The organism is Winogradskyella sp. (assembly GCF_013213835.1).
Lineage (GTDB): Bacteria > Bacteroidota > Bacteroidia > Flavobacteriales > Flavobacteriaceae > Winogradskyella.
Genome location: NZ_JABSSU010000001.1, coordinates 43,994 through 67,519, shown reverse-complemented (window position 1 = coordinate 67,519; position 23,526 = coordinate 43,994). Strand labels below are relative to the sequence as shown.

The 23,526-nt window shown below is 33.3% G+C and carries 23 protein-coding genes; 14 read left to right on the top strand and 9 right to left on the bottom strand.

Annotated features, from left to right (window positions below):
- Positions 1–5: 5 nt before the first annotated feature.
- The 7 genes from HRU50_RS00320 to HRU50_RS00290 all read right to left on the bottom strand — a co-directional run bounded on the left by HRU50_RS00320 (position 6) and on the right by HRU50_RS00290 (position 7,019).
- Entirely contained in the window at positions 6–1,667 is a 1,662-nt protein-coding gene (locus HRU50_RS00320; RefSeq protein WP_296346929.1) for an ATP-binding cassette domain-containing protein, read from the bottom strand.
- The gene (locus tag HRU50_RS00315; RefSeq protein ID WP_296347706.1) at positions 1,654–2,346 is read right to left on the bottom strand and encodes a TetR/AcrR family transcriptional regulator; all 693 of its coding nucleotides are present in this window, start codon (positions 2,344–2,346) and stop codon (positions 1,654–1,656) included. The genes HRU50_RS00320 and HRU50_RS00315 overlap by 14 nt, the downstream gene beginning before the upstream one ends.
- Before the next feature lie 118 nt (positions 2,347–2,464).
- Complete coding sequence (locus HRU50_RS00310; RefSeq protein WP_296346928.1) at positions 2,465–3,418, bottom strand: lipopolysaccharide assembly protein LapB; 954 nt, start codon at positions 3,416–3,418, stop codon at positions 2,465–2,467.
- A 96-nt stretch (positions 3,419–3,514) separates the two neighbouring features.
- Positions 3,515–4,033, bottom strand: a complete 519-nt coding sequence (locus HRU50_RS00305; RefSeq protein ID WP_296346925.1) for a DUF4136 domain-containing protein — start codon at positions 4,031–4,033, stop codon at positions 3,515–3,517.
- A gap of 50 nt (positions 4,034–4,083) precedes the next feature.
- Positions 4,084–4,797, bottom strand: a complete 714-nt coding sequence (locus HRU50_RS00300) for an ion transporter (protein WP_296346923.1) — start codon at positions 4,795–4,797, stop codon at positions 4,084–4,086.
- A gap of 12 nt (positions 4,798–4,809) precedes the next feature.
- Positions 4,810–5,808: a GTPase ObgE gene (obgE, locus tag HRU50_RS00295; protein ID WP_296346922.1), complete on the bottom strand. Its 999-nt coding sequence runs from the start codon at positions 5,806–5,808 to the stop codon at positions 4,810–4,812.
- A gap of 98 nt (positions 5,809–5,906) precedes the next feature.
- Complete coding sequence (locus HRU50_RS00290) at positions 5,907–7,019, bottom strand: adenylate kinase (protein ID WP_296346920.1); 1,113 nt, start codon at positions 7,017–7,019, stop codon at positions 5,907–5,909.
- Between the two features lie 160 nt (positions 7,020–7,179).
- Here HRU50_RS00290 and HRU50_RS00285 point away from each other — a divergent pair, with 160 nt between their 5' ends.
- From HRU50_RS00285 to HRU50_RS00240, 10 genes are all read left to right on the top strand, one after another.
- Positions 7,180–8,334 carry a 5-(carboxyamino)imidazole ribonucleotide synthase gene (locus HRU50_RS00285; protein ID WP_296346918.1) on the top strand — a complete coding sequence of 385 codons (1,155 nt, stop codon included), beginning with the start codon at positions 7,180–7,182 and terminating at the stop codon, positions 8,332–8,334.
- On the top strand, positions 8,335–8,814 hold the full coding sequence (gene purE, locus HRU50_RS00280) for a 5-(carboxyamino)imidazole ribonucleotide mutase (RefSeq protein ID WP_296346916.1): 480 nt from the start codon (positions 8,335–8,337) through the stop codon (positions 8,812–8,814).
- A gap of 181 nt (positions 8,815–8,995) precedes the next feature.
- Positions 8,996–11,029 carry a M3 family metallopeptidase gene (locus HRU50_RS00275; RefSeq protein WP_296346914.1) on the top strand — a complete coding sequence of 678 codons (2,034 nt, stop codon included), beginning with the start codon at positions 8,996–8,998 and terminating at the stop codon, positions 11,027–11,029.
- Positions 11,030–11,041: 12 nt separating this feature from the next.
- A complete protein-coding gene (locus tag HRU50_RS00270; protein ID WP_296346912.1) occupies positions 11,042–11,818 on the top strand; it encodes a hypothetical protein in 777 nt (258 codons plus the stop codon).
- Between the two features lie 49 nt (positions 11,819–11,867).
- Positions 11,868–12,371 (top strand): MarR family transcriptional regulator, encoded by a 504-nt coding sequence (locus HRU50_RS00265; protein ID WP_296346910.1) that lies wholly within the window; start codon positions 11,868–11,870, stop codon positions 12,369–12,371.
- Positions 12,372–12,431: 60 nt separating this feature from the next.
- Positions 12,432–12,770, top strand: coding sequence for a hypothetical protein (locus HRU50_RS00260; RefSeq protein ID WP_296346908.1), 339 nt, complete (start codon positions 12,432–12,434; stop codon positions 12,768–12,770).
- On the top strand, positions 12,767–13,696 hold the full coding sequence (locus HRU50_RS00255; RefSeq protein WP_296346906.1) for a fatty acid desaturase: 930 nt from the start codon (positions 12,767–12,769) through the stop codon (positions 13,694–13,696). The genes HRU50_RS00260 and HRU50_RS00255 overlap by 4 nt, the downstream gene beginning before the upstream one ends.
- Positions 13,668–14,546 (top strand): class I SAM-dependent methyltransferase, encoded by an 879-nt coding sequence (locus HRU50_RS00250; RefSeq protein WP_296346903.1) that lies wholly within the window; start codon positions 13,668–13,670, stop codon positions 14,544–14,546. Before HRU50_RS00255 ends, HRU50_RS00250 begins: the two co-directional genes overlap by 29 nt.
- Positions 14,547–14,612: 66 nt before the next feature.
- Positions 14,613–15,167, top strand: coding sequence for a sigma-70 family RNA polymerase sigma factor (locus tag HRU50_RS00245; protein ID WP_296346901.1), 555 nt, complete (start codon positions 14,613–14,615; stop codon positions 15,165–15,167).
- Position 15,168: 1 nt separating this feature from the next.
- Positions 15,169–15,426, top strand: coding sequence for a hypothetical protein (locus HRU50_RS00240; RefSeq protein ID WP_296346899.1), 258 nt, complete (start codon positions 15,169–15,171; stop codon positions 15,424–15,426).
- Here HRU50_RS00240 and HRU50_RS00235 read toward each other — a convergent pair.
- Positions 15,409–16,242, bottom strand: a complete 834-nt coding sequence (locus tag HRU50_RS00235; RefSeq protein WP_296346896.1) for a hypothetical protein — start codon at positions 16,240–16,242, stop codon at positions 15,409–15,411. The two genes, HRU50_RS00240 and HRU50_RS00235, sit on opposite strands and share 18 nt — an antisense overlap.
- Before the next feature lie 118 nt (positions 16,243–16,360).
- Here HRU50_RS00235 and gcvP point away from each other — a divergent pair, with 118 nt between their 5' ends.
- From gcvP to HRU50_RS00215, 4 genes are all read left to right on the top strand, one after another.
- Complete coding sequence (gene gcvP, locus HRU50_RS00230; protein ID WP_296346894.1) at positions 16,361–19,207, top strand: aminomethyl-transferring glycine dehydrogenase; 2,847 nt, start codon at positions 16,361–16,363, stop codon at positions 19,205–19,207.
- Between the two features lie 97 nt (positions 19,208–19,304).
- Positions 19,305–20,363, top strand: a complete 1,059-nt coding sequence (locus tag HRU50_RS00225; protein ID WP_296346892.1) for a 3-oxoacyl-ACP synthase III family protein — start codon at positions 19,305–19,307, stop codon at positions 20,361–20,363.
- A gap of 36 nt (positions 20,364–20,399) precedes the next feature.
- Positions 20,400–20,933, top strand: coding sequence for a methyltransferase (locus HRU50_RS00220; protein WP_296346890.1), 534 nt, complete (start codon positions 20,400–20,402; stop codon positions 20,931–20,933).
- A 33-nt stretch (positions 20,934–20,966) separates the two neighbouring features.
- Entirely contained in the window at positions 20,967–21,815 is an 849-nt protein-coding gene (locus HRU50_RS00215) for a glycosyltransferase family 2 protein (RefSeq protein ID WP_296346887.1), read from the top strand.
- Here HRU50_RS00215 and pafA read toward each other — a convergent pair.
- On the bottom strand, positions 21,812–23,479 hold the full coding sequence (gene pafA, locus HRU50_RS00210; RefSeq protein WP_296346886.1) for an alkaline phosphatase PafA: 1,668 nt from the start codon (positions 23,477–23,479) through the stop codon (positions 21,812–21,814). The two genes, HRU50_RS00215 and pafA, sit on opposite strands and share 4 nt — an antisense overlap.
- Between the last annotated feature and the right edge of the window lie 47 nt (positions 23,480–23,526).

Genomic DNA, 23,526 nt, shown 5'->3' with positions numbered 1-23,526 from the left:
TTTCTTTAAACTATTTGTCCTTTTTTTAATGTGATGGTATCTGTACATTCACTAGCCCAATCGTTATTAAAACTTACCACAATTAGTGTCCAAGGATTAGATTTTTCTGTTAAGAATTTAATTAAGGCTCTTGCTTCATCTCTTTCAAAGTGTTCTAAAGGATCTTCGAGTAACAATAATTTTGGCTTACGTACAATAGCTCTTGCAAGCATCAATTTTTTAGCAACCGTGTATGATGTTTGCTTAGCTTCAGGATAGATTACTGTATTTAAACCTTTATCTGTATCCTTAATGTACTCTAACAACCTTACATTCTTCAGTGCCTCTCTTACTTCTTCTACAGAAACATTAGGATCACCAAAGGTTATATTTTCCATAATGGTTCCCTCAAATGGTGTTTCATCTGATAGAGCAATCCCTAAATTTGATCTGTACTTATTTCCATGAATATTTTTAAGATTCACGTCATTTAAATACACTGCTCCTTCGGTAGGATTATTTATATCTGCGATTAATCTGAGTAAACTAGACTTTCCTGCTCCACTCGCGCCACGCACTAAAATTCTACTTTTCGCTTTAATGGTGAATGAAATATTCTTAAGAATAGGATTTGGTCTACTTGGCACAGAGTATGTCACATCATCTAATTCAATAGAGAAATCATCCGTGAAATTTGGGTCTTCACCTTCTTGACTTTCAATCCTCTTATCAACAACTTGCCCCATCTTTTCTAGAGATGTTAAAACGTCATAAAAGGATTCTAAACCTAAGATTAGTTTTTCTACAGACGTAATAATCAATAAAATGATAATCTCAGCTGCTACAAACTGACCAATATTCATTTCTTGATTTAAAACGAGTAAGCCACCAATAACTAATAATCCTGCTGTTACAATAACCTTAAATCCTATCATTTGAATAAACTGTAAGACCAATATCTTAAAGTGACTCTCACGATCTTTTAAGTAACCATCCACCAAATAATCATTTTTATTTAATGCCATAGTGGTTTTACCAGACATTTTAAAACTAGTTATTGAACGCGCAACCTCTTGAATCCAATGTGCAACCTTATACTTTTGCTTAGACTCCTTAAGACTTGTCACCATACCACGCTCTATTGTATACTTGAAAACAATATAAATAAGGACAACTAATAAAATTCCAAATGCTATGAAGAATGGATGATATAATGATAGTAATATTAACGCAAACACAATCTGTAATGTAGCTGCAGGTACATCTAACAAAAGCTTCGCTAGTCCTTTTTGTATGTTTAATACATCAAAAAAACGATTTGCCAATTCTGGTGGATAATAGTTCTCTAGCTCATTCATCTTTATCTTCGGAAATCTGTAGATGAATTCAAAAGATGCTCGCATAAAAATACGTTGCTGAATGGTTTCAATAATACGCATCTGCATCAGCTGTAAAATACCTACGAAGGCAACACCTAATGTCACCAAAATGACCAACACAATCCAAGATGTACTGACTTGTGCACCTTGAATAAGATTAATAATTGCTTGTATCCCAAGTGGAAGAGTTAATGCTATTAACCCCGAAAATACTGCATAATATAAAACTTGAGTGATGTCTTTTCGCTCTAATTTTAGTATACCGACAAATCTTTGCCATGGTGTTAATAGTGGTTTATTTTGATCCATTTGTTTTTATATTTAAAACGTTCTGAGTTAGGTTGATGAAGAACTTTGTTGGTGTAACCTTATCGTTACAATCTGTAATTGAAATAAAATGTGATTTTAAAAAATGTTGATGTAAGGCACCTTCAACAATGGTACTTGCCAAGCTTGAAGGGAACTGATAATCCTTATTCACCTTAGTGATCATCTCACTCAATCGTCTAATGAGACGCTTGTATAGTACAAAATAACCTTCTTTGTTTTCGCTATCTACTTCTTTCGTTAAGTAAGATTTTGAGTATTCATTAATTACAATCCGATTAAGAACAACTTCATTTATATGTGTGAACGTCACATCCTCTTTAATTGTTCTTGTAATAACCTCAATTGCCTTAGTCAATTTTGTATTATCATCCGGTACGTTGTGCGTAGCAAATACCAATTGATATTCAACCCATGCCCAATACCTTGATGTAAGATATAGTAATAACTTATGTTTACTTTCAAAATAACGGTAAATTGAACTTTCATTAGAGCCAATTCTTACCCCAAGCTTTTTAAAAGTAAAGCTATCAAAACCTATCTCGTCGATTAGTATAATGCTGTGCTCAATAATGCGTTTTCCCAAATCTGAAGACTCAGGATCTTTAATGTAGATCTTATCTGGTACAGCAATTTTTATGTTTGATAGTAAACTATCCATCTTTAAAACATTTAATTGCAAAGATAATAGTAATACTATCATGAAATTGCGTATTAACAGATATTTAAGGTATAAATAATAGATATGAAATACATAAACAAAACTTATGTATCACTCCTTAAATATTTAATATTGACGCTTTTTCCTCTTTAAATACTTTAATTTTTGGTAAACCTACAATGGCCTTTTCAATCCACTTTAAGGCCTCATCCTTATCCTTTTTATGCTTGTAAATTTGAGCCAAGCGATAGTAAGCCCATGCCCTTGGAACACCATCTTTAGCGGAATAGTTATTAAGATAAGTTTTCAAGCATTTTTCACCTTTTTCTAGTTGAATATTATAATCCGCACATACTTTACCTATTTGATAATGCATGGCATTACGTTGATGTACTTGATGTGCTTGTTCTAAGTTATTGATAGCCTTATCTGGCTGTTCTTGACCTTCATAAAAGTTAGTTAGTTTGTCATAACAGGTAATTGAACCTCCAACTTTAATGGCCATTTTATAATATTTCTCGGCAAGTTCAGGCTCATCATCATATTCATAGATATAGCCTTTTGCCAAATATCCGTCAACTTTAGATAGACTTTCTAATTGATTGGCATATTTAAGCGCTTTTGATTTACTTCCACCAACAATACCTGGAAGTGACATATACAGTTCAACTAATGCCCATCTGGCATCAATATGATTAGGATCAAGTTCTGCAGCTTTTAAAAATGCTTTTTTTACATCACCAATAATCCCAAGTGCTTTAAACTTGCTCACACTAAGCGCCTTCATGCCTAAAGCTCCACCATATTTATATTGGTAATTCGCATTATTCGATGCTTTATCAACGAGTTTCTTGTATTGAACTATAGCTTCATCCCACTTTTTTTGATGTCCAAAAGTATCACCAAATAACTCAATCGCCTCAATGTCATTAGGATGTGAATCTAAATAACTTTTGATTTCTAATTCAGCCTTTGCGAATTTCTTGTTTTCGATTAAGGTTTTAGTTTTCTCTATTGAGGTTTGAGCAAAACTGATTGAAGAAATGAAAAATAGCCAAAAATATTTTGTCATATTGAAATATAATTACATCAAAAATATAATGATTCGCAACCGCTTTATCTTAATAAAATGTTTAATTTAATTCTTAAAGGTGTCTTGTAAGATTTGTTACTTAGGTGGATATTGACTAAAAATCTTTTCAACTAATTTTACGAAAGCTTCTTCTCGTTTTTCAGGTGAAGCATTTTGTCTATAGGTGCTTTCGCTAACTGCTTGCCAAAATAATTTTTCATTTTGCTGCTTATCTACAAAATCAATCTTGATTTGTCTCGTATTTTGATTTCCACCAATTGGGAAACCTATAGATACTCCACCACCTACATTACCACCAGTACCACCAGCGCCAACACCAATATTTGAATTACTTCTATTTTGTATCTCTTCACTTTGAATATCGATATAAAAATCTGGATTCTCAGAACGTGACAAACCCATTGTTGCCAATTTATCATCAATAGCCCTTACAATTCGCTTGGTATCTAATTGACTCAAACCAGTATTCATATCATCAAAATAATTGTAAGTTTTGTATTTTGAAAAGTTTGTGGTTTTCTCATAGTCATAGTTAATCAATGGACCACATGAAAAGCATATGAGAAATACGATAAAATATCTTAAAGGCTTCATTATTTTTCTTTTAAAGATATTAAAAAATGATATCGAGAAGAAACTTTTAACTATTCGCTATCATCATTAGGTTCAACAACTTTTGTCAAGGAAGATGAAATAATTCCTGTAGGAATCGCAACAATACCTAAACCAATAAGAAGGATGAAAAAAGTAAAAATTCTACCACCAACAGTAATAGGATAAACATCACCATAACCTACTGTCGTTAGTGTTACGATAGACCACCAAAGACTATCAAAAATTGAAGAAAAATGCTCTGGTTGTGCTTCGTTTTCAAAATAATATATACCAATTGCCGCAAAATAGATGAGGACCAAAGTCACACCCATAAACAGTATGATTTGCTCTTTTGCCAACATCATAGCTTTAGCAAAATGTCGCATAGCCTTGTTGTATCTCACCAATTTTAAAAGCCTAAATAATCGGAACATTCTCAGCACTCTCAACGACCTTAAATCAACACCAAATGAGAGATAAAAAGGAAGAATAGCAAACAAATCTATCAGTCCGAAAAAACTAAAAATAAATTTCAATTTTTTTTCAGACACTAATATTCTAGCTAAATATTCTAAGATAAATACAACAACACAAAAAATTTCAATAGAGTTTAGAATGTGTTGTGTTCGTGGTTTTAAATTAGGTAGTGTTTCTATTGAAAACGTTATTACAGATAGCACAATTAAAAACTGAATAAAAAACGCAAAACCCTTACTGAGTTTATTGTCATTATATTCTACAATGTTTTTAATGGTGTCTTTCATGTGAAGAAAGCCTTAGTCATTAAGCATTCGCCAAAGTTTATCCTTAAGTTCGGTTAGTCCTTGTTGTGCTACAGATGAAATAAACATATAATCTGCTTCTAAATCCTTATCTAGTATTGTAGATATTTCAGACTTTAACTCATCATCTAACATATCAGATTTTGAAATAACTACATAGCGTTCTTTATCTAACATTTCAGGATTGTAGCGTCTTAATTCATCAACCAAAATTTCATATTGCTCGACGATATCCTTAGCATCAGCAGGAATTAAAAACAACAAAATAGAATTACGTTCTATATGTCTTAAAAAATAATACCCTAAACCTTTGCCTTCTGCTGCACCTTCAATAATACCAGGTATATCTGCCATTACAAAAGATTGGTAGTCGCGATACTTCACAATTCCAAGATTAGGTTTTAATGTGGTAAACTCGTAATCGGCAATTTTTGGTTTTGCAGAAGTCAACACGGAAAGTAATGTAGATTTTCCTGCATTTGGAAACCCGACCAAACCAACATCTGCTAATACTTTAAGTTCTAAAGTGATATTTTTTTCTTCGAGCGGAATACCAGGTTGCGCATATCTTGGTGTTTGATTTACAGAACTCTTAAAATGCCAATTTCCGCGACCTCCTTTTCCACCTTCAGCAACAATACGTTCTTCGCCGTCTTCTGTGATTTCAAATAAGATGTTATTGGTTTCAGTATCTCTGATTACAGTTCCTAATGGCACTTCAATAATAGCATCTTCACCATCAGCACCTGTACTTCTACCTGAACTCCCATGTGCGCCATGACCAGCCTTTATATGCCTCTTAAATTTAAGGTGAAGTAGTGTCCAAAGATTACCATTTCCTTTTATAATAACGTGTCCACCACGACCACCATCGCCACCGTCTGGTCCACCTTTAGCTATGTATTTTTCACGATGTAAATGCGCAGAACCTTTACCTCCATTTCCGGAAGCGACGTGCATTTTTACGTAATCAACAAAATTTCCTTCAGTCATGTTTACTTCCCACGACAGTGGGAATCTTGTTAATTGTCATTCCTTAACATTATACTAATGAGATTCCTGTCTAACCAGGAATGACAATTTGGTTTTACTTATAGCTTATCAATTACAGTACTTAATCGCTCTGTAATATCTTCTATACTTCCTACTCCATCAACACCATGATACTTATCTTGTGCTGAATAGTAATCTTTTAAAATTGCTGTTTTATCGTAGTATTCTTTAATACGGTTTCTAATAATACTTTCGTCAGCATCATCTGCTCTTCCACTAGTTTCACCACGTTTTAATAAACGTCCTACCAATACCTCATCGTCAACCTCTAATGCCACCATTGCATTGATTTGAGAATCCTTAGAAACCATTAATTTATCTAATGCTTCTGCTTGTGCATTTGTTCTTGGAAATCCATCAAAAATGAAACCTTTAGCATCTGCATTTTTTTCAACCTCTTTGTTTAACATATCTATTGTTACTTGGTCTGGCACTAACTCACCTTTATCCATGTATGACTTTGCCAACATTCCTAAGGCAGTTTCGTTTTTAATATTATATCTAAAAACATCTCCTGTAGAAATGTGTACTAAATCGTACTTTTCTTTTAAAAATTCGGCTTGTGTTCCCTTTCCTGCTCCTGGAGGTCCAAATAGAACAATGTTAGTCATGTGTTGTGTGGTTTTTAATTGATATACATCTGGCAAATCTCTTCCAAGCTGGTCGTAATCTAATCCGTAACCAACAATAAATTTATTCGGTATTTCTTTGCCTACATAATGAAGTTTAAAATCTTTATCGTATGATTCTGGTTTGTAAAAAAGTGTGGCAATTAACAATTGCTTTACATTTTCATTTTTAAAAATGCGATGTACTTCTCCTAAAGTGTTTCCAGAATCTATAATATCTTCTAAAATTACGACGGTTCTATCTGTTAAATCTTGCGTTATACCTATAAGGCGTTGTATATCTTCTGTAGACTTTACACCTTTATAAGACGCTAACTTTATAAACGTCACTTCACAAGGTTTTGGGTACTTCTTTACAAAGTCACTAACTAGCATAAAAGACCCATTAAGAATGCCCACAAAAACTGGCATTTCATCACCTAAATCTTCAGAAATATCATCCACCATTTTCTGAACTGCATCGTCTATTTCTTTGGCCGACAAATAAGGTTTAAAGTATAAATCGTGAAGTTTTATATCCATCTTCAAATTTTAGATTCGCTAAGATAATCATTTGATTAAGTATAGGCGATTTTTGATTTAGGATTTTGGAATTTTATACTAGAATTAGCTTATTTTTGCCTTAAATTAAGTCAAATCTTTATAAAAGTGTTTCTCTATGTCTTGAGAACAACAATTATTGATGAACTATTTTTCTTCAGATTTTAAATTAGGAATTCTTGGTGGCGGACAATTGGGCAAAATGATATTGTACGTTACAAGAAAATACGATATTCATACCTGTGTTTTAGACCCAAGTGAAGATGCTCCTTCTAGGTTAGCGTGTAACGAATTTACAGTTGGTGATTTACTAGATTATGATACTGTTGTTAACTTCGGAAAAACAGTAGATGTTCTTACTATAGAAATTGAGAATGTAAATGTTGACGCCTTAGAAACTCTAGAAAATGAAGGCATTAAAGTATTTCCATCAGCAAAGACATTAAGGACTATTCAAAATAAGGCACATCAAAAACTGTTTTATGTAGATCATAATATTCCGACAGCAGATTTTTCACGTTTCGCACATACTTCAGAAATTTATGATGCGGTTGAAAATGGTGGTTTAAGCTATCCGTTTGTATGGAAAAGTGCAAGATTTGGTTATGATGGTCAAGGTGTAAAAGTGGTGCGACGCTACACAGATTTAATTGACCTACCAAATGTTGAGTGTATTGCTGAAGATTTAATCCCTTTTAAAAACGAACTTGCTGTTATTGTTGCAAGAAATGAAAAAGGGGATTTAAAAACATATCCTGTAGTTGAAATGGAATTTCATCCTGAAGCCAATCAAGTAGAATATGTGATTTGCCCAGCAAGAATACCTGATGAGATTTCTAAAAAAGCTGAACTTATTGCGCTAAAAACAGCTGCTGCATTTAAACATGTTGGGCTATTGGCTGTAGAAATGTTTCAGACTGAAGATGATGACATCATCGTAAATGAAGTGGCACCAAGACCTCATAATTCAGGTCATTACAGTATTGAAGCAAGTTACACTTGTCAGTTTGAACAACACTTAAGATGTGTACTTGGTTTGCCTCTTGGAAATACAGAAAGTAAAGTTGCTGGTGTTATGGTAAACTTGGTTGGTGCAGAAAATCATACTGGTAATGTTCTTTATGAAAATATTGAAGATATTATGGCAATGGATGGAGTAACACCACATATTTATGGTAAAAAACAAACCAGACCATTTAGAAAAATGGGTCATGTTACCATAGTTGACAAAGATATTGCTAAAGCAAGGGAAGTCGCGGAAAAGGTAAAACGAACAATAAAAGTTATAAGTAAATAAATGAGTAAAGTAGGAGTAATCATGGGAAGCAAAAGCGATTTGCCAGTAATGCAAGACGCTATAGATATATTAAAAGGATTTGATATTGAAGTGGAAGTAGACATAGTTTCTGCGCATCGTACTCCAGAAAAATTATTCGATTATAGTAAAAATGCACATACCAGAGGTATTAAAGTCATTGTTGCAGGTGCTGGTGGCGCTGCACATTTACCAGGTATGGTAGCATCGTTATCTCCATTACCAGTAATTGGTGTACCAGTAAAGAGTAGTAACTCAATAGATGGCTGGGATTCTGTATTATCAATTCTTCAAATGCCTGGTGGAGTTCCTGTGGCAACTGTTGCTTTAAATGGTGCGAAAAACGCTGGAATTTTAGCAGCTCAAATTTTAGGTAGTGCGGACCAATGTATACTAGATAAAGTTATGGTATACAAAGAAGGACTTAAAGCTAAGGTGCACGAGTCTGCTAAAGACTTATAAAAAAGCCTCGATTCTCATCAAGGCTTAAGCTATTAACCAATTCTTTAGAGTAATAAGACTTACTTCTAAAGAACATTCAAAGATACTAAAAACTTATAATGAAAGTATTTTTGAAGCTCTTAAAAATGAGTTAAAATACAGATTATCAATATTATAACAAGGAAATTTTAGATCAAAACACATGAATATTCTTAATAATACATTCAATACACCTTTCAATACTGCACCGTTTTCAAAAATTAAAAATGAAGATTATTTGCCTGCATTTAAAACCGCAATTGAAAAAGCAAAGGCAGAGATTGATGCTATTACTAGTACCAAAGAAGTGCCAAATTTTGAAAACACTATTGAAGCCTTAGATTATTCTGGTCAAGAACTAAGTCGTATTTCCAGTATATTCTTTAATCTAAATTCTGCTGAAACTAATGATGACATTCAAAAAATAGCACAAGAGGTTTCTCCGCTTTTATCTGAGTTCAGCAATGACATCACACTAAATGAAGAATTATTTAAAAAAGTAAAAGCTGTTTACGACATTAAGTCTGAATTAGATCTAACTACAGAACAAAAAACCCTATTAGATGAAAAATACAAAGGCTTTTCTAGAAATGGCGCCAATTTAAAAGATGAGGACAAAGAAAAACTTAGAGCTATTGATAAAGAATTAAGCCAATTAAAATTAAAGTTTGGTGAGCATATTTTAGCTGAAACCAACAATTTTGAAATGCACATTACAGATGAAACTGATTTATCTGGTTTACCTGATGATGCAAAAGAAGCTGCTAAACAATTAACAGAAAGTAAAGAAAAAGACGGTTGGTTGATTACTTTAGATTATCCTAGCTACATTCCATTTATGACGTATGCCGACAATAGAAACTTAAGAGAAAAATTGTCTAAAGCATTTGGCAGCAAAGGTTTTAAAAATGATGATTTAGACAATCAAGACAATGTTTTAAGAATTGCAGAATTACGTTATCAAAGAGCACAACTTTTAGGCTATAAAACACACGCGCATTTTGTACTAGAAGAGCGCATGGCAGAAACACCAGAAAAAGTGAATGCCTTTCTAAACCAACTACTAGAAAAGGCAAAACCAGCTGCTCTAAAGGAGTTTAAAAATTTAGAAGATTTCGCTAAGGATTTAGACGGAATTGATAATCTACAAAAATGGGATTCTGCATATTATTCTGAAAAATTAAAGCAAAAATTATTTAGTCTAGATGACGAACAGTTAAAGCCATACTTCAAACTCGAAAATGTTATTAACGGAGCTTTTAAAGTTGCTGAAAAATTATTCGGATTACAATTTGAAGAAATTGATACTATAGACAAATATCATGAAGATGTTATGACTTATAAAGTAGTAGATACCGAAGGTAATTTAGTATCCATTTTCTATGCAGATTTCTTTCCAAGAGCAGGAAAACGAAATGGCGCATGGATGACATCTTACAAGTCGCAAATGATAAAAAATGGCGAGAACGATAGACCTCATGTATCCATTGTTTGCAACTTTACAAAACCTACAAAAAGTAAGCCATCATTGTTAACTTTCAATGAGGTTACTACACTGTTTCATGAGTTCGGACATGCATTACATGGTATGCTAGCTAATACCACTTATCCTAGTTTATCTGGTACAAATGTGTATTGGGATTTTGTAGAATTACCAAGTCAGATTTTAGAAAATTGGTGTTACGAAGAAGAGACTCTAAAACTCTTTGCGACGCACTACGAAACAGGTGAGCTTATCCCAATGGAACTTATTGAAAAAATTAAAGCTTCAGCTACCTTTAATGAAGGCATGCAAACCTTACGTCAATTAAGCTTCGGAATGTTAGACATGGCTTGGCATGCCAACGAGTCACCAGAAACGATTACATCAGTAAAATCGCATGAGACAAAGGCATTTGGGAAAACACAATTATATCCAGATGTTGAAGAAAATTGTATGAGTACTGCATTTGCTCACATCTTTCAAGGTGGTTATTCTTCAGGATATTACAGCTACAAATGGGCAGAAGTTTTAGATGCAGATGCTTTTGAATATTTTAAAGAAGAAGGCATTTTTAATAAAACCGTAGCGGATAAATTTAAAATCTTTGTGTTATCTCAAGGTGGCACCGAAAATCCGATGACATTGTATAAAAAGTTTAGAGGTCAAGAACCAAAACCTGAAGCCTTATTAAGACGCGCTGGGTTGTTGAAATAAAAAGACAGGTTAATGCGTTCTAAATTTATGTCATTCATAAAATTAATCGCACACATTCTGTTTATTATTTTCTTGACAGTTCTTACTCAAGTTGGTGGTATCATTTGGTTGCTCACTATTATAATTTCAAAAAATAAAGACTGGAAAAAACGACATGTATTTCCAATAGTTTATTTAATATTTAATTTATTGCTAATCCCTCCTATTGCAAAGCAATTTGGTAGAGAAAGGCTACCTTGGTTTCATAATGATTTGGTACCCAGGAATTGGTTCTATCCATTGACATTTCGAAATTATGTCAATCCAGAATTAAAACAGATGCTTATAGAAAGCATCAAAAACTGTGAATTTAAAATAACATATTTAGACGCCTGCTTTCCCTTTTACAACGGATTCCCTTTATTACCACATCTCAGTCATAACGATGGTAAAAAAGTAGATTTATCATTTATGTATTTAAATAAAGATGGTAAACCAACAGAACAGAAACCTTCAAACTCTGGTTATGGTGCTTTTATCAAAGATGCTAATATGCCATGTACTGACAATGGTCATTGGCAATACGACTTTCCGAAATATCTAAGTTTTGGTATGAACACCGAATTACAACTCGACAAAAAAAGAACCAGAGCTTTACTTAAAGCCTTATTATCAAAATCCGAAACGCAAAGCATTTTTATTGAGCCCTACCTAAAAAGAGACTTAAAGTTACAGAATGAATACCGAATTCGTTTTCAGGGTTGTCATTCTGTGAGACACGATGATCACATTCATTTACAAATAAAATAATAACTTTCAATGATTATTGAAAGTTTAAAATATTTTGTATATTTGTAATATGGAATTTGGAGAAGCTAAAGAAAAATTTATAAGTACTTGGGGAAGCTTAGGTACACTTTGGGGCATCAATAAGGCGATGGCTCAAATACAAGCATTACTCTTTGTTTCTACCAAACCATTATCTATGGAGGATATCATGACAGAACTAAAGATATCACGTGGCAATACAAGTATGAACTTAAGAAATCTTGTGGATTGGGGTATTGTTACCAAAGTACTCATTTCTGGTGAACGTAGAGAGTTTTTCACAACGGAAAAAGACGTACAAGAATTAGCGAAAATAATTGCTAAGGAAAGAAGTCGAAGAGAAATAAAACCAGTGATTAAAGTATTAGAAGAAGTATCTTCAATAGAAGATGATGGCAGCAAGCAAACCCAAGAATTGATAAAGCAAACAAAAGCCTTAATGGAACTGGCTAACGATATGGACACGCTAATGAATAAACTTATAGACCAGAAACAAAACTGGTTAACCAAGTCCGTTCTTAAACTCTTGAAATAGAACATATATTTTTTTAATCAATACTTTCAATTTTTTCTGAAAGTTTAAAAATTAATAAAAATGAAAATATTATATAAAACAAACCTATTAGCATTCATTATCACTTTGGTCTTGTACCTTACCATTTACTTTGGATTACTTTTTCAAATTCTTCTTGGATTAATTCAAATTTTTTCGGCTCTGAGTCTATTCTACTATTGGAAAAACATATCAAAATCAAGCAAAGCAAAAGTGCTTTACTATTGGTTATTTGTAGCTGTGTACTTTCTATTATGCATTACAATTGAAAATTTATATAACGATACTATTCCTTATATCATTGGTTTAATCCTATTGCCTCTATCTATTGCGAGTTACTTTCTCTACACTTTAAAACGTATTAACAAAGAGCTATCATGAAAATATTTATTCCAAAAACAGAACATGGTATAATAAAATTTAGTTGGAAAAAATCTATCTGGCTATACGCCATGACGCTACCCATTGTATTGATTGACTTTTCTTCAATTAATAAGTTTGATATTATCTTAAATATATGTCTATTGGTTTTAACCGTTGGTATTGGTCATTCCGTTGGATTACATAGAGGAATCATTCATAAATCATACAAAACAAGCAAGACCTTTACAAACATTAGTTTATATCTTTTCATTCTAACTGGTTTAGGAAGTCCATTAAGCTGGTTAAGGCAACATTACTACAGAGACTATTGGCAGAACAGAAAAGATTGCCCGCGCTATTTTCAGTATAAACACTCATTATTTACCGATTATATATGGAATTTGCATTTAACATATATTCCTGTTAATGAAAGTAGATACAATATTCCATTAAAAGACATAAACGATTCAACCATCAAATGGCTTAATAAAACTTGGATAATACATTACATCCTATTCATGGCAATTCTTTATTTAGTATTTGGGTTTAACAGCATGCTTTTTGCCACATGTTTTAGAACTTCTTTAATCATTCTAGGACATTGGTACATTGGTTATGCATCTCACAAATATGGCTATTCAAGATACAAAATAGTAGATGCAGACGAAAGTGGTTATAATGATGTAATCCTTGGTTTATTATCATTTGGCGAAGGCTTTCACAACAACCATCATTCTTATCCAACTTCAGCAAAATTTTCATCTAGGTGGTATGAGATAGATTTTGGGTGGATGATAGCATGCTGCTTAATGAAGCTTAAAGTCATTAAAAACGTAAATCTTCAAGAAGGACACTTAAAAAAGACAGCTAGAGCATACAACACTACAAAATGGAAACTACCTAAATTCTTTAATTATGAAAACACGAACAATACCTTACACTAATTATTCTGAAAAAAATCGCCTGGAAATGGTAGACTTCTACAACGAAGCTACCGAAGATTATAAATTTTGGAGTAAAGATTTCAATATGCATTTTGGATATTTCTCATGGTTTAAAACCAATCTTTTTAGAAGGGATACCATGCTTAACGAAATGAATACTCAAATTATGAAGCGACTACAAATAAAGAATACCAAAAACAGATTAATAGACCTTGGTTGCGGTATGGGTGCAACAATGCGTTATGCTTTAAACAATTTTAAAAACGTTATTGCATATGGAGTAACACTTTCTGATTTTCAAGTAAAAAAAGGTAATGAGTTGCTTAAAGGCAAAAATGGTATCATCATTAAAGAGAATTACAATAACACTTTCTTTCAATCAAATTCCTTCGACTCTGCTATAGCTATAGAAAGCTTTTGCCATTCTGGTCATAATGTTAATTCATTAAAAGAAGCCCACAGAATTCTAAAACCTAAAGGTAGACTAGTTATTGCTGATGCTTTCTTAAAAAAGAATCACAATAACTTGTGCTGTGGGGGAAAATTCGCCTACCAAAAACTTTGTGAGCATTGGAGTTTAGAAAAACTCGAAACTCATCACTATATAAAGGATAAGCTTGAAGAGCTTGGCTTTACTAATATAAAGATCGAAGACATTTCTTATCGAGTTGCGCCGTCCGTACTGCATGTTCCATTTGCAATATCAGGTTTTATTCTTAAGAAAATATTTCGTTTTAAAAACTTAAAGAGAGAAAGCTTACATAATCTGAAGGGTTCTTTTTACGCACTATTATCGGGTCTACACCTGAAAAGCTTTGGATATTACATTATAAGTGCTTCAAAACAATAAAAGAAATTTTCAGGAGTCATAAAAATGAATATTTTCGTTATTTTTGATTTAAGTAATGACAACTAAATGGCCAACCATCAATTAAATCCAAACAATTGGATTAATTCATATTCAGATTACCTGTTCAATTACACAATCTCTAGAGTTAACGACAGAGAAATGGCCAAAGATTTGGTCTCTGAAACGTTCTTAGCGGGCTTAAAGTCTATGAGTAATTTTAAAGGAGAAGCAAGTGAACGCACTTGGCTTGTTTCTATTTTGAAACGAAAGATTATTGATTATTATCGCAAAATAAATTCTAACAAAGGAAAAGCTGAAGTTAGAATGAATTACAATACAGATTCAGAGTCTGAAGGTGACTGGCTAGAAGAACGAGTTGCAGATCCATTTGATAAGACCGCAGAAGATAATTTGGAAAATTCTGAGTTAGGTAATGCTATTCACGAATGTATTTCTAAGCTACCAAAAAAACAAGCGGAGGTATTTAAACAAAAAACCATTTTAGGTTATGATACTGAAACTATTTGTAATGAATTAAATATTACTGCGTCTAACCTCTGGGTAATAATACATCGAGCGCGTACCGCATTAGCAGAATGTATGGAAGAAAATTGGTTTTAAAATGAAGAAAAGTTTTTTATTTATAAGCTGCGAAGAAGCAAAACACATATGCGATAAAAATCAATATGGTGAGGCGACTGGCTGGGAGCGTGTTAAATTAGCCTTAAGATTATCTTGGTGCAATATCACTAGAGGATACTCCAAAAACAATAGCAAATTAACTGACGCTATTCATAAATCTGAAATTGACTGTCTTAAAGAAGACGAAAAAGAAAAAATTCTTGAAAGTTTCAAAGAAGAGTTAATTAAACATCAGTAAAAAAACTAGCCAAAAAATAGGTAAACTCTCCACCCAAAAAGCACTATAATATTTTGATTGGTTTCTATGAGAAAAAACCAAAAATAATAGTGTTAAAACAATTATTCCAAGTGAGGATAACAGAGCGGAGGTAGTTAAATCATCTTTAAAAAACTCTAGTAAAAAGAATACCAATAACAAAACTACACCTATAATCTTCGTATTCTTTATGCCAATCCTTTGAGGTATGGTTGCTAGTTTTAGACTATCAAAATTCAAATCTCTTATTTCAAATGGTAACATCAAAACGATAACAAGAATATATCGCTGTAAACTACTTACAATAACATCAGTATCTATTTCAATGTTGTTCTCTAATATTGGTAGAATTACAGTAGCAAATGTCCATACAAAGGCGATAATATAAACTTTAAGACCACTAATTTGTCTTAAATTTTTTTTCTTATCTCTAAAATAGCGCATTGGTAAAATAGGTATGGCATACAAGAATGTAATAAATGCTAAGATGGCTATACAAATAAGCGTTACATAAGATAAACCTAATGCAAAATAACAAAGCGCCAAAAAAGCAAAAAATGAAAATACTTGAATGGTTTTTAGCCAACCCGCTAAACTTCGATGATGAAATTTTGCCACACCAAAATACTTCACAAAATTATAACCAGTTACAGTTGCGAAAAAAACGAAGTATAACATGTTTTTATCAGATTCTAAATCAAATTCAATAAAGGTAATATACGTCAAGGCAACAACTGCTAATGCCACATGTATACTGCTATTTAAATAGAAATTAAAAAGATTTTCAAACACCTTCATTTCACAAAAATAGACATTGTGTTAATAAGAGTAGATTTCGGTTAAAAACTTTAGGTTTCATTAACTAATTACAATACCTAAATCCGTATTTTTGCATATCAAAAAAAAGCTAGATAAAATGAACACATCATCTTTTGCAAATAGACATATCGGACCTAGAGAAAAGGACCAAAAGGCTATGCTACAAACCATAGGTGTAGACTCAATTGAACAACTGATTTTCGAAACAGTTCCTAATGACATTTTATTAAAAGAAGAATTAGATTTAGACAGCGCAATGAGTGAGCAAGAGTATCTTGTTCACATCAATGAATTGTCTAAAAAGAATAAGGTTTTCAAAACATATATTGGTTTAGGATATAATCCAACCATTCTACCAGCTGTTATTCAAAGAAACATACTGGAGAACCCAGGCTGGTATACCGCATACACACCTTACCAAGCTGAAATCGCACAAGGAAGATTAGAAGCCTTGTTAAATTTCCAAACGATGGTATGTGATCTTACAGGTATGGAAATTGCAAATGCTTCTTTGCTAGATGAGAGTACTTCTGCTGCAGAAGCTATGAGCTTGTTATTTGCAGTAAGAGAACGTGCTCAAAAGAAAGCCGGTATAAACAAATTTTTTGTATCCAAAAACATTCTACCCCAAACATTATCGGTACTACAAACCAGAGCTATTCCTATTGGAATTGAATTAGTGATTGGAGACGAGAATAGTTTTGATTTTTCAGAAGGCTATTTTGGTGCTATTTTACAGTATCCAGGTAAACATGGACAAATCAATGATATTAAATCATTTATTGAAAATGCATCTGAAGCAGGAATAAAAACTGCCGTTTCAGCAGATATTCTAAGTTTAGTTAAACTAGAAGCACCAGGAAATTTTGGTGCTGATGTTGTGGTAGGTACAACACAACGTTTCGGAATCCCTATGGGTTATGGCGGACCACATGCTGCATATTTCGCAACAAAAGAGGCTTATAAAAGAGATATTCCAGGGCGTATTATTGGTGTAACAAAAGATAAAGATGGTGGACGTGCACTCAGAATGGCACTTCAAACGAGAGAGCAACACATTAAAAGGGATAGAGCAACTTCTAATATATGTACAGCGCAAGTATTACTTGCGGTTATGGCAGGAATGTATGCAGTGTATCATGGTCCAGAAGGTTTAAAATATATTGCTGAAGGTGTTCACACCAAAACCAAAGCGCTTTCAAATGCACTTGAAACACTTGGTTTTGAGCAAGTAAACACGAGTTACTTTGATACTATTCAAGTTAAAGCAAAAGCTAAAAAGCTTAGAAAAATTGCTGAAAAGCATAAAAGTAATTTTAACTATATAGATAAGAACACGGTTTCAATTTCACTTAATGAGACAACATCAAAAACTGACTTAGAGTATATCATTAAGATATTTGCTAAGCTTGCAGATAGAGATACTGTTGCTCTTAAGCACATTGAGACTGATGTAATACCGCAAGACTTGAAACGTCAATCGGACTTCTTAACGCTTGATGTATTTAACTCGCACCATTCTGAAACTGAATTGATGCGTTATATCAAGAAATTAGAACGTAAGGATTTAGCTTTAAATCATTCAATGATATCACTTGGATCTTGTACAATGAAACTTAATGCCGCAGCAGAAATGTTGCCTTTAAGTATGTTTAAATGGGGAAATATACATCCATTCGTACCTAAAGATCAAGCAAAGGGTTATCAAATCGTATTAGAAGAGCTTGAAGATCAGCTTACCGAAATTACAGGTTTTGCTGGTACTTCTTTACAGCCAAATTCTGGTGCACAAGGCGAATTTGCAGGACTTATGGTAATTAGAGCTTATCATGAAGCTAATGGTGATCATCATAGAAATATCTGTTTAATTCCTTCATCTGCCCATGGAACAAACCCAGCTAGTGCAGTAATGGCAGGTATGAAGGTTGTTGTTACCAAAGCAACTGAAGAAGGAAATATAGATGTTGAAGATTTAAGACAAAAAGCTGAATTACATAAAGATAACTTGGCAGCATTAATGGTGACTTACCCATCAACACATGGTGTTTATGAGTCTGCCATAAGGGAGATCACTCAAATTATTCATGATTTTGGTGGACAAGTGTATATGGATGGTGCAAATATGAATGCCCAAGTAGGGTTAACAAATCCTGGTGCAATTGGTGCTGATGTATGTCACTTAAACCTACACAAAACATTTGCAATTCCTCATGGTGGTGGTGGCCCTGGTGTTGGTCCTATCTGCGTAGCTGAACAATTAAAGCCATTTTTACCAGGTAACCCATTAATTAAAACAGGTGGTAAACAAGCAATTACGTCAATATCAGCTGCGCCTTTTGGTTCTGCATTAGCATGTTTAATTTCATACGGGTATATAAAAATGTTAGGAGCTGATGGTTTAAGAAAATCAACAGAGACTGCAATTTTAAATGCTAACTATATCAAATCTCGTTTAGAAGGAAGCTTTGAAACACTGTATTCTGGGGAAATGGGTAGAGCTGCTCACGAAATGATTATTGATTGTAGACCTTTCAAAGCACATGGTATCGAAGTGGTAGATATTGCCAAACGATTAATGGACTATGGATTCCACGCACCAACAGTTTCATTTCCAGTAGCTGGTACTATGATGATTGAACCAACTGAGAGTGAAAGCATGCAAGAAATGGATCGTTTTTGTGATGCAATGATTTCTATTAGAAGAGAGATTGACAGTAGTACAAAAGAAGACGCTAATAATCCACTTAAAAACGCACCGCACACTGAAGAGATGCTTACAAGTGACGAATGGTTATTACCTTATTCTAGACAAGAAGCTGCATTTCCTCTAGAGTTTGTAAGGGATAACAAGTTTTGGCCAAGTGTAAGACGTGTAGATGATGCCTATGGAGATAGAAATTTAATCTGTACTTGCGCACCTATTGAAACTTATGTTGAGGCATAAATTTTGGTTGTTGAACATCGTAAAATAAATACGCTTTTTTTTAAGAGTAAATCTTATCCATGTATTTTTGTGCTCGTAAATTGAAAAATTATCTTTTATGAGCATTAAAATCACAGGAACAGGTAGCTATATTCCAACTAATATTGAGAAAAACGAAGATTTTCATAGTCATGAGTTTTTGAATATGGACGGATCTTCTATCAGCTATCCTAATGAAGTTATCGTTGAAAAATTTAAAGCTATTACTGGTATTGTTGAACGTCGTTATGCTGATAAAAACTTAACGACTTCAGACTTAGGATTTTTAGCAGCTCAAAAATCGATTGACGATGCCAATATTGATCAAGAGGAACTAGATTATATCATCTGCGCGCACAACTTTGGAGATGTAAGACATGGTGCAATTCAAAGTGATATTTTGCCATGTTTAGCGGCTAGGATAAAACATAGTCTAAAAATAAAGAACCCAAAATGCGTGGCATACGACATTCTTTACGGTTGTCCTGGTTGGGTTGAAGGCGTTATTCAAGCCCAAGCTTTTATAAAAGCTGGTATGGCAAAAAAAGTACTTGTTATTGGTGCTGAAACCTTATCTCGTGTAGTAGATCCTCATGATAGAGATTCTATGATTTATTCAGATGGAGCTGGTGCAAGTATTATTGAGGCTACAGATGATGAAGGTGGCATCTTAGCTCATGAATCTGCTTCTTTCACTTATGATGAAGCTTATTATTTATTCTTCGGAAAGTCTAACAACCAAGAATTAGATCCAGACACACGATACATCAAAATGTACGGTCGAAAAATCTATGAATTCGCACTTACCAATGTAGCACAAGCCATGAAAGATTGTCTTGATAAAAGTGGAGTTGATATTTCCGAGGTAAAAAAGGTCCTTATTCACCAAGCTAATGAAAAAATGGACGAGGCAATTATCAAACGCTTTTACAGATTATACAAAACTAAAGCGCCTGAGGACATAATGCCAATGAGTATCCATAAACTAGGGAATAGTTCTGTAGCAACGGTTCCTACGTTATACGATCTTATCAGAAATAACAAATTAGATGACCATAAAATAAACAAAGGAGATGTAATTATCTTTGCTAGTGTTGGTGCAGGTATGCATATAAATGCCATTGTTTACAGATATTAGTAGTATATTTCATCCTGCTTATATCAGGATCATTTTATGTACGAAAAGACATATCCAAATAAACGTTTTAGACTTAGTTTAGAATTTGTAAAAAAGCACATTAATACTTCAGAATCAATTTTAGATTTAGGTGTTACAAATCCCTTTTCTGAAATAATGATTTCTGAAGGCTATAATGTAGTAAATACCCAAGGTGAGGATTTAGATGAAGATCGATCTTTTATTGAAAAATCTTCAACGGATGTTGTTACAGCGCTCGAAATATTTGAACATCTACTTTCACCTTACGAAGTTTTAAAATCTATAAAAGCAGACAAATTAATTATAAGCGTCCCTTTACGTTTATGGTTTTCTTCTGCTTATAGAAGTAAAACTGATATGCGGGATAGACATTTCCATGAATTTGAAGATTGGCAGCTCGATTGGCTTCTAGAAAAAACGGGATGGACAATTAAGGATTGTCAAAAATGGACAAACCCAGTAAAAAAACTTGGCATAAGACCATTATTCAGATCATTTACAAATAGATATTACATTGTTTATGCGGAAAGGTATTCAAATTCCAATTAGGTTTACTTAATTTTGAAATATAGAATTTGACTTTTGAAAATCTCCATCGTTATACCAGCTCACAATGAGGAAACATTTATTGGTGAGACCATACAATCCCTAGTAGACCAAACATTAACTCCTGCACAAGTTGTTTTTGTCAATGACAATTCTACAGATAATACTCAGACAATTATTGAAGACTATACCTCAAAATATGATTGGATCACTTTAATTAATACTTCTTCCTCTGACAAACATTTACCAGGCTCTAAAATTATTAATGCCTTTTATAAAGGTTTCGAATTTTTAGATAATGCATATGATATCATCTGCAAATTTGATGCTGATTTAATTTTTCCCAATAATTATCTAGAACAAATCTCTAAGCATTTTACGGCAGATCAAAAACTAGGAATGGCTGCTGGGTTCTGCTACATTAAAAAAAACGATCAATGGGTTTTGGAAAACCTTACAAATAAAGATCATATTAGAGGTGCACTAAAAGCTTACAGAAAAGACTGTTTCCTTCAAATTGGCAAACTAAAACCATCTATGGGTTGGGATACTGTGGACGAACTTTTAGCAAAGTATCATGGTTGGGAAATTTTGACCGACGAATCACTGCATGTGAAGCATCTTAAACCAACCGGTCAATCTTACAATAAAGCCTCAAAATATTTACAAGGTGAAGCGATGTATAAAATGCGTTATGGACTTTGGATTACTTTAATCTCAGCTATAAAACTAGCAATGAAAAAAAATAGTTTCAGACAATTTAGAGATTATATGAGTGGATATTTTAAAGCGAAATCGAACAACACAGAATTTTTGGTAACTGCAGATGAAGGTCGCTTTATTAGAAATTTACGCTGGAAAGGTATTTTAAAGAAATTATCTTAATCCAATACAAACCCTAAAGGTTCACCTGTCGCACCATTTGGAAAACTAATGCCCAACAACGCTGAAATTGTTGGTGCAATATCAGGAATTTCGGTTCTTTCGAAGGTTTCCCCTTGTTTAATTCCTGCTCCAAAAAACAATAATGGCACATGTGTGTCATATTTAAGTCCACTACCATGAGTCGATCCCGTTTTACTGTACGAAATGTAACCAATATCATTGACTACAATCACATCACCAGAACGCTTTTGATTAAATCCGTTTTGAAGTAATTTTTCAATTCCATGATTAAATGATGTTGAACGCATTGCTGTTGCCGTATACACTTTTGAAACATTTGGATAGTCTATAAGTTCATCCACAAGTGCTTGTTCCACGTCATGAATATTCAGATTAAGCGCTTTCAATTTGGCCTTATTTAAGAATACTTGATTATTACTAATGTTCTCAATGACATCTGTTGTTCCGTAAGTGGTCATTAAAAATCTATTCAAACGTTTCTTACGTTTTGGATTATTAAGATATCCTGAAGGAATCTTAACAGATTGCAAATAAGCAGGTACATTAACAGCGCCATGATCTGCCGTTAAAAACACTGTGTAATTGCCTTTTCCCACCAAATCATCTAACGCTGTAAAAAAGCGCTCTAAGTCTTTATCTAAGCGTAAGTAAGTATCTTGTACTTCTTTAGAGTTCACACCAAAATTATGCCCTACATAATCTGTACTAGAGAAGCTTACAGTCAATACATCTGTAATATCATCATTACCTAAATCTTCATTCTTTAATGCTTCAATAGCAAAATCAGCCACTATACTATTACCATATGGTGTTTCCTTTAAAATATCAAACCACATATTATCCGCTTTTAAAGCTTCTAGATCATAAGGAAAGGTTGCAGTTTCTTTACCCTTAAAACCACGTTCGTAAGTATTAAGGTCTTCACCACTCTCAGTATACGTAGTTATATCATATAAAGTATTCCATTCTTTCATGTAAGATTCTACTATACCTGAATCGTTGAAATCTTTGACCCATTGTGGTAATTCTTCCATATAGTAATTTGTAGTAATAAAATTACCTTCACCTTTTCCCCTAAACCAATATGCAGCATTAGCGGTATGGCCTGCAGGTAACACTGCACCTCTATCTTTAATTGATATACCAATTGTTTTTCCCTTCATTTGCGTAAACAAACGATTTTGATCTGCAAATGATGTGGTTAGCATACGACGTGGAGACATACGCTCTCGTTTAGATGGACTTCCGACAGCAACTACTGTTGTATCTTCAGCGCAATACACACTTTTTTTCTCAACTTTACTGTACCAATTATTTGCAATAATCCCGTGATATTTGGGTGTCGTACCCGTGTATACAGAGGCATGTCCTGGACCTGTGTAAGTTGGTATGTAATTAAAATGATTGTTCTTACAGTTAAATCCTTCTCTCATCATTCGCTTAAATCCACCTTCGCTAAATTTAGATTCAAACCGCGTTAAATAATCGTAACGCATCTGATCTACGATGATTCCAACTACCAACTTAGGCCTTTCTGAATCTAAATTATTAGAAATCTCTGTATTATTAACTATAGTATTTTCTTGCGCACCACACGAAAACACAGATAATAAAATTAAGACTAAACTTAGAGCATTTTTCATCTTTAACAACAACATTGTTTTAAGCAGCAAAAATACGGCATTTAAAG

What these genes read in the sequence shown, in the direction of transcription:
- HRU50_RS00275 (WP_296346914.1), top strand. Translation starts at nt 8,996, where the DNA reads ATGAATATTCTTAATAATACATTCAATACACCTTTCAATACTGCACCG.
- HRU50_RS00265 (WP_296346910.1), top strand. Translation starts at nt 11,868, where the DNA reads ATGGAATTTGGAGAAGCTAAAGAAAAATTTATAAGTACTTGGGGAAGC.
- HRU50_RS00220 (WP_296346890.1), top strand. Translation starts at nt 20,400, where the DNA reads ATGTACGAAAAGACATATCCAAATAAACGTTTTAGACTTAGTTTAGAA.
- HRU50_RS00255 (WP_296346906.1), top strand. Translation starts at nt 12,767, where the DNA reads ATGAAAATATTTATTCCAAAAACAGAACATGGTATAATAAAATTTAGT.
- HRU50_RS00315 (WP_296347706.1), bottom strand. Translation starts at nt 2,346, where the DNA reads ATGGATAGTTTACTATCAAACATAAAAATTGCTGTACCAGATAAGATC.
- pafA (WP_296346886.1), bottom strand. Translation starts at nt 23,479, where the DNA reads ATGAAAAATGCTCTAAGTTTAGTCTTAATTTTATTATCTGTGTTTTCG.
- HRU50_RS00245 (WP_296346901.1), top strand. Translation starts at nt 14,613, where the DNA reads ATGGCCAACCATCAATTAAATCCAAACAATTGGATTAATTCATATTCA.
- HRU50_RS00235 (WP_296346896.1), bottom strand. Translation starts at nt 16,242, where the DNA reads ATGAAGGTGTTTGAAAATCTTTTTAATTTCTATTTAAATAGCAGTATA.
- HRU50_RS00285 (WP_296346918.1), top strand. Translation starts at nt 7,180, where the DNA reads ATGAACTATTTTTCTTCAGATTTTAAATTAGGAATTCTTGGTGGCGGA.
- obgE (WP_296346922.1), bottom strand. Translation starts at nt 5,808, where the DNA reads ATGACTGAAGGAAATTTTGTTGATTACGTAAAAATGCACGTCGCTTCC.
- gcvP (WP_296346894.1), top strand. Translation starts at nt 16,361, where the DNA reads ATGAACACATCATCTTTTGCAAATAGACATATCGGACCTAGAGAAAAG.
- HRU50_RS00320 (WP_296346929.1), bottom strand. Translation starts at nt 1,667, where the DNA reads ATGGATCAAAATAAACCACTATTAACACCATGGCAAAGATTTGTCGGT.
- HRU50_RS00250 (WP_296346903.1), top strand. Translation starts at nt 13,668, where the DNA reads ATGAAAACACGAACAATACCTTACACTAATTATTCTGAAAAAAATCGC.
- HRU50_RS00270 (WP_296346912.1), top strand. Translation starts at nt 11,042, where the DNA reads ATGCGTTCTAAATTTATGTCATTCATAAAATTAATCGCACACATTCTG.
- purE (WP_296346916.1), top strand. Translation starts at nt 8,335, where the DNA reads ATGAGTAAAGTAGGAGTAATCATGGGAAGCAAAAGCGATTTGCCAGTA.
- HRU50_RS00240 (WP_296346899.1), top strand. Translation starts at nt 15,169, where the DNA reads ATGAAGAAAAGTTTTTTATTTATAAGCTGCGAAGAAGCAAAACACATA.
- HRU50_RS00300 (WP_296346923.1), bottom strand. Translation starts at nt 4,797, where the DNA reads ATGAAAGACACCATTAAAAACATTGTAGAATATAATGACAATAAACTC.
- HRU50_RS00290 (WP_296346920.1), bottom strand. Translation starts at nt 7,019, where the DNA reads ATGGATATAAAACTTCACGATTTATACTTTAAACCTTATTTGTCGGCC.
- HRU50_RS00310 (WP_296346928.1), bottom strand. Translation starts at nt 3,418, where the DNA reads ATGACAAAATATTTTTGGCTATTTTTCATTTCTTCAATCAGTTTTGCT.
- HRU50_RS00260 (WP_296346908.1), top strand. Translation starts at nt 12,432, where the DNA reads ATGAAAATATTATATAAAACAAACCTATTAGCATTCATTATCACTTTG.
- HRU50_RS00305 (WP_296346925.1), bottom strand. Translation starts at nt 4,033, where the DNA reads ATGAAGCCTTTAAGATATTTTATCGTATTTCTCATATGCTTTTCATGT.
- HRU50_RS00225 (WP_296346892.1), top strand. Translation starts at nt 19,305, where the DNA reads ATGAGCATTAAAATCACAGGAACAGGTAGCTATATTCCAACTAATATT.